Raw genomic sequence first — 4,740 nt, forward strand, 5'->3', positions numbered from 1 at the left:
CCCCCCGTCCCGGCGGCTGGCCGCGACGGGCCGACGTCATGACCGACCGATCCGGCGCTGCCAAAGCCGCCCCGACCGTCTCCACGCTGGCGGCGACGGCCATCGTCGTGGCCGACATGATCGGCATCGGCGTCTTCACCAGCCTCGGCTTCCAGGTCGCCGACATCCCGTCCGGCTTCACGCTGCTGCTGCTGTGGTTCGTCGGGGGCGTGGTCGCGCTGTGCGGGGCGCTCTGCTACGCCGAACTCGCCACGATGTTTCCCCGCTCCAGCGGCGAGTACAACCTCCTTACGCAGATCTACAGCCCGGCGATCGGGTTCATGGCCGGGTGGCTCTCGGGCACTGTCGGCTTCGCCGCGCCGGTGGCGCTCGCCGCCATGGCGCTCGGCCAGTACGGCAAGGCGGTGCTGCCCGGGGTGCCGCCGCTCCTGCTCGGCCTCGCGGCGATCTGGATCGTCTCGCTGGTCCACCTGCGGGGTACGCGCCACAGCAGCGCGTTCCAGATCGGGTTCACGCTGCTGAAGCTGGCGCTGATCGTCGCCTTCATCGGGGCGGGTTTCGCGCGTGGGGGCGGCCAGGCGATCGGCTTTTCGCCCGCTTCGTTCGATCCGGCGCAGGTCGTCAGCGCCAGCTTCGCGATCAGCCTCGTCTTCGTGATGTACGCCTATTCGGGCTGGAACGCCGCGACCTACATCGTCGGCGAACTCGCCGACCCGCCGCGCAGCCTGCCGCGGGCGCTGTTCTTCGGGACCGGCCTCGTCGTCGCGCTCTCGATCGCGCTGAACGCGGTGTTCCTCTACACGACGCCCGCCGCCGAACTCGCCGGCCAGGTCGAGGTCGCGGTGATCGCCGGCCGTCACGTCTTCGGCGATGTGGGCGGCCGCATCGTGGGCGGGCTGATCTGCGCCGGGCTGATCCCGACGATCGGCGCGATGATGTGGATCGGCCCGCGCGTCACCGTCGCTATGGGCGAGGACGTGGCTCTGCTGCGCCTGTTCGCCCGGCGCTCGCGGCGCGGGGTGCCGGGCGCAGCGCTTCTCCTTCAGGCCTGCATCGCCACCATCCTGCTGTTCACCCAGAGCTTCGAGGCGGTGCTCGACTTCATCCAGTTCAGCCTGATCCTGTGCTCGTTCCTGACCGTGATCGGGCTGATCAAGCTCCGGATCACCCGGCCCGACCTGCCGCGGCCGTTCCGGGCCTGGGGCTACCCGGTGACGCCGATGATCTTCCTGTCGGTGACGCTGTTCATGCTGGTCCACCTCGTGACCGTCCGGCCGCTGCAGTCCCTCGCCGGGCTCGCACTGATGCTGGCCGGCCTCCTCCTGTACGGCATCGCGACGGCGCGGGAGCGGACGACGGCGCGCAGGGCGCCGCCGCGGTGAGGCCGGGGCCGCGCGCGATCACACCTGTCAGGAAGCGGGCTTGAACGCCCGCAGGACGTCCAGCCGATACTCGGCGGTTCGCGACTGCTTCAGGACCCGCGCAAAACCTTGGGCGCCCGCGATGAAGCCTTCCGCCGCCTCGTCGCCGGAGAGCGGGTAATGGGTGACGCCGAGCCAGTGGACCAGCACGATGTCCGCTTCGGGAAGCACCGAGCCCGCCACCCGGGCGACCAGCCGGGCAAGGTCGGCGCGGTCGAGATAATAGGCCACCTCGGAGATCAGGATCAGGTCGAACCGCCCGTCCGGCCATGCGCCCGGAACGGCCGCGAGCTGGAAGCGCACGTTCGGGCAATCGGCGCAGCGCGCCCGGGCCTCGTCCAGGACGGAGGGCACCACGTCGAGCCCGATCAGCGCGTCGCACCGGGGGCAGAGCTGATGCGTGAACACGCCGATCGAGCAGCCGACCTCGAGGCCCGACGCGTAGCGGGCCCGCGGCAGGGCCGCCAGCGTGGCCGCATACTTGTCGCGCTCATAGGCGCTCGTGGCGAAGCGCCACGGATCCGACTCCGTGGCGTACATGCCCTTGAAGTAATCGGTATCGAGGCTCTTCGCGCGGCGGCCCGTCGGCGTCTCGGCGGGCTGCTTGGGGTCGGCCTCGGTGCCTGAGGCACTTTGAATTCCGAGCATCGCGCTCGTCACGGCCGCGCCTCCGGCTTGCAGCAGGCGGCGCCGGGAGGCTGGCTTGCGATCACGCACGAGGGGCCTCACCGCGCCTTCGGGACTGTGACGGTGAAACCGGGCCCAGTCGGGGCGGTTCCGGGCTGCGGCGTCAGGCGGCGCTGCCCGCCGCGGCGCGGCCGCCGAGATACGCGGCGCGGATGTCGTCGTTGGCCCAGAGCGCCTGCGGGTCGCCTTCGAGGACGAGGCGGCCGGTCTCCAGCACGTAGCCCCGGTCGGCCACCGACAGGCCCATGCGGGCGTTCTGCTCGACCAGCAGCACCGTCGTGCCGCGGCGGCGCACCTCCGCAATGATCGCGAACACCGCCTGGACGATCACCGGGGCGAGACCGAGCGAGGGCTCGTCGAGCAGCAGGAGCCGCGGCTTGGCCATCAGGCCGCGGGCGAGCGCCACCATCTGGAGCTGGCCGCCCGACAGGGTCCAGCCGAGCGCGTCGCCGAACCGCCGGATGTCGGGGAACAGCTCGAACATCGCCTCGACCTCGTCGCGCAGTGCGCGCTTCGGGACGCCGGACCGGTTCGAGGCGCCGAGCATGATGTTCTCGCGCACGGTGAGCCCCGGGAAGACCCGGCGCCCCTCGGGCACGTGGGCGACGCCGAGACGCACGATCGCCTCGGGCTTCAGGCCGTGGAGCGGCTGCCCGTCGAGCAGGATGCTGCCGCCCGCCGGCTTCACGAGGCCGGAGATCGCCTTGAGGGTGGTCGACTTGCCGGCGCCGTTGGAGCCCAGCAGGGTCACGACCTCGCCCGTGCCGACCACGAACGAGAGCCCGCGCACCGCCTCGATCTCGCCGTAGCGGACGGTGAGGTCGCGGATCTCCAGGACCGGGTTCGACACGGCGGTGCTCATCCTGCTCAGGCCGGCGCGAGATCGGTCTTCAACGCGGTCTGGAGCCCCGCGCCCGGCCCGGTCGCGGCGTCCTCCCCGAGATAGGCCTCGATCACGGCGGGCTCGCGCAACACGGTGGCGGTGACCCCGTCCGCGATGCGCCGGCCGAAGTTCAGGACGGTGACGTGGCTCGCCACGTCGCTGACCAGGGTCATGTCGTGGTCGATGATCAGGATGGTCAGGCCCTTGGCCGCCATCCGGCGCAGCAGCACCGTCAGGGCGTTCTTCTCGCTGGAATTGAGCCCGGCGGCCGGCTCGTCGAGGAGCAGCAGCGTCGGGTTGCCGGCGAGCGCCCGGGCGATCTCGATCAGGCGCTGGTGCCCGTAGGAGAAGCCCGAGATCGGCTCCTGCGCCCGCGCCTCCAGCCCGACGAAGGCCAGGGCCGCGCGCGCCCGGGCCTCCAGCGCCGGCCGGTCGCTTGCGCCGAGGGGGTTGTTCGGACGCTCGGCGCCGATCACCACGTTCTCCAGGGCGCTCATCGAGCGGAACAGGCGGATGTTCTGGAACGTGCGCCCGATCCCGACCGCGGCGCGCCGGTGCGGGGGAAACCGGGTGATGTCCCGGTCCTGGAGGCGCATGGTGCCGCCGGTCGGGGTGTAGAGGCCGGACAGGACGTTGAGCGTCGTGGTCTTGCCCGAGCCGTTCGGGCCGATCAGCGCGTGGATGCCGCCGCGGGTGACGGTGAAGTCGATTGCGTCCACGGCCTTGAGGCCGCCGAAATGCTTGGACAGGCCCGACACCGTCAGCAGCGTCGCCGAGGCGTCGCGCTCCTGGCTCAGGGTCAGCTCCGGGGCGGGCGCAGGCGCAGGCTTGGCGGGCCGCAGCCGCCGGACCTGATCGCCCAGGAAGCCCCAGATGCCGTCGGGCATGAACACGACGATCAGGATCACCGCCAGCCCGTAGATCGCCAGGTACAGGCCCGGGATCTCCTTGAGGAAGCGCAGCCATTCGGGGATCAGGATCAGCAGGCCCGTGCCGATCACGGCGCCGACCGGCGAGCCGACGCCGCCCAAGAGCGCCATGGTCAGGAAGACGATCGACTCGGCGAAGGAGAACTGGTCCGGGCTGATATACGTGAAGCTGCCGGCAAACAGCCCGCCGCCCAGCCCCGCCAGCAGTGCCCCGATGGCGAAGGCCGCGACCTTGGTGCGGTAGACGTCGATGCCGCTGACGCCCGCGGCCAGTTCGTTGTCGCGCACCGCCCGCATGGCGCGCCCGAGCCGGGTCCGCGGCAGGTGCCAGACCAGCCAGCCGACCACCGCCAGGACCAGCACGCACAGCGCGAGGTAGCTCTGCCCGTCCGCGAACAGGGCGGGGCGGCGGATGTTGGGCACCCCGTCCGGCCCGTGGGTGACCGGGATCCAGTTGGTCAGGACCAGGGTGAGGATCTGCTGGAACGAGATCGTCACCATGGCGAGGTAGTGGCCGCCGAGCCGCAGCGTCGAGGCGCCGAGAATCGCGCCGAGCACGACCGCCAGCGCCAGCCCGATCGGCAGGCACAGCCAGAAATTCAGGCCGTGGTCCACCGTGCCAAGGCCGACCGCGTAGGCGCCGATCCCGAAGAAGGCGGCCTGGGCCAGGTTGATCTGGCCGCACAGCCCGAGCACCACCGTGAGCCCGATCACTGCGATCGCGTAGGTCGCAGCTTGCATCAGGATGTTGAGGACGTAGCCGCTGAACGGCGTCGTCGCGGCGAGCGCCACCGCGGCCGCAACGAGCGCGGCGTAGGCG

At 71.4% G+C, this 4,740-nt stretch carries 4 protein-coding genes; 1 reads left to right on the plus strand and 3 read right to left on the minus strand.

Annotated features, from left to right (window positions below; genetic code table 11):
- The first annotated feature begins 38 nt into the window (after positions 1–38).
- A complete protein-coding gene (locus tag FV228_RS20720) occupies positions 39–1,382 on the plus strand; it encodes an amino acid permease (RefSeq protein WP_147856342.1) in 1,344 nt (447 codons plus the stop codon).
- 27 nt (positions 1,383–1,409) lie between these two features.
- Here the strand turns inward: FV228_RS20720 and FV228_RS20725 are convergent, their stop codons facing one another.
- The 3 genes from FV228_RS20725 to FV228_RS20735 all read right to left on the minus strand — a co-directional run.
- Entirely contained in the window at positions 1,410–1,961 is a 552-nt protein-coding gene (locus FV228_RS20725) for an SAM-dependent methyltransferase (RefSeq protein ID WP_246693973.1), read from the minus strand.
- A 250-nt stretch (positions 1,962–2,211) separates the two neighbouring features.
- Entirely contained in the window at positions 2,212–2,970 is a 759-nt protein-coding gene (locus tag FV228_RS20730; RefSeq protein WP_147856343.1) for an ABC transporter ATP-binding protein, read from the minus strand.
- Between the two features lie 5 nt (positions 2,971–2,975).
- Positions 2,976–4,740, minus strand: a 1,765-nt coding sequence (locus FV228_RS20735; RefSeq protein ID WP_147856344.1) for a branched-chain amino acid ABC transporter ATP-binding protein/permease, incomplete at its 5' end; no start/stop codon positions are given.

The organism is Methylobacterium sp. WL18, from assembly GCF_008040015.1.
Taxonomy (GTDB): Bacteria; Pseudomonadota; Alphaproteobacteria; order Rhizobiales; family Beijerinckiaceae; genus Methylobacterium; species Methylobacterium mesophilicum.

Coding starts and splice junctions, on each gene's coding strand:
- FV228_RS20720 (WP_147856342.1), top strand. CDS start 39: ATGACCGACCGATCCGGCGCTGCCAAAGCCGCCCCGACCGTCTCCACG.
- FV228_RS20725 (WP_246693973.1), bottom strand. CDS start 1,961: ATGTACGCCACGGAGTCGGATCCGTGGCGCTTCGCCACGAGCGCCTAT.
- FV228_RS20730 (WP_147856343.1), bottom strand. CDS start 2,970: ATGAGCACCGCCGTGTCGAACCCGGTCCTGGAGATCCGCGACCTCACC.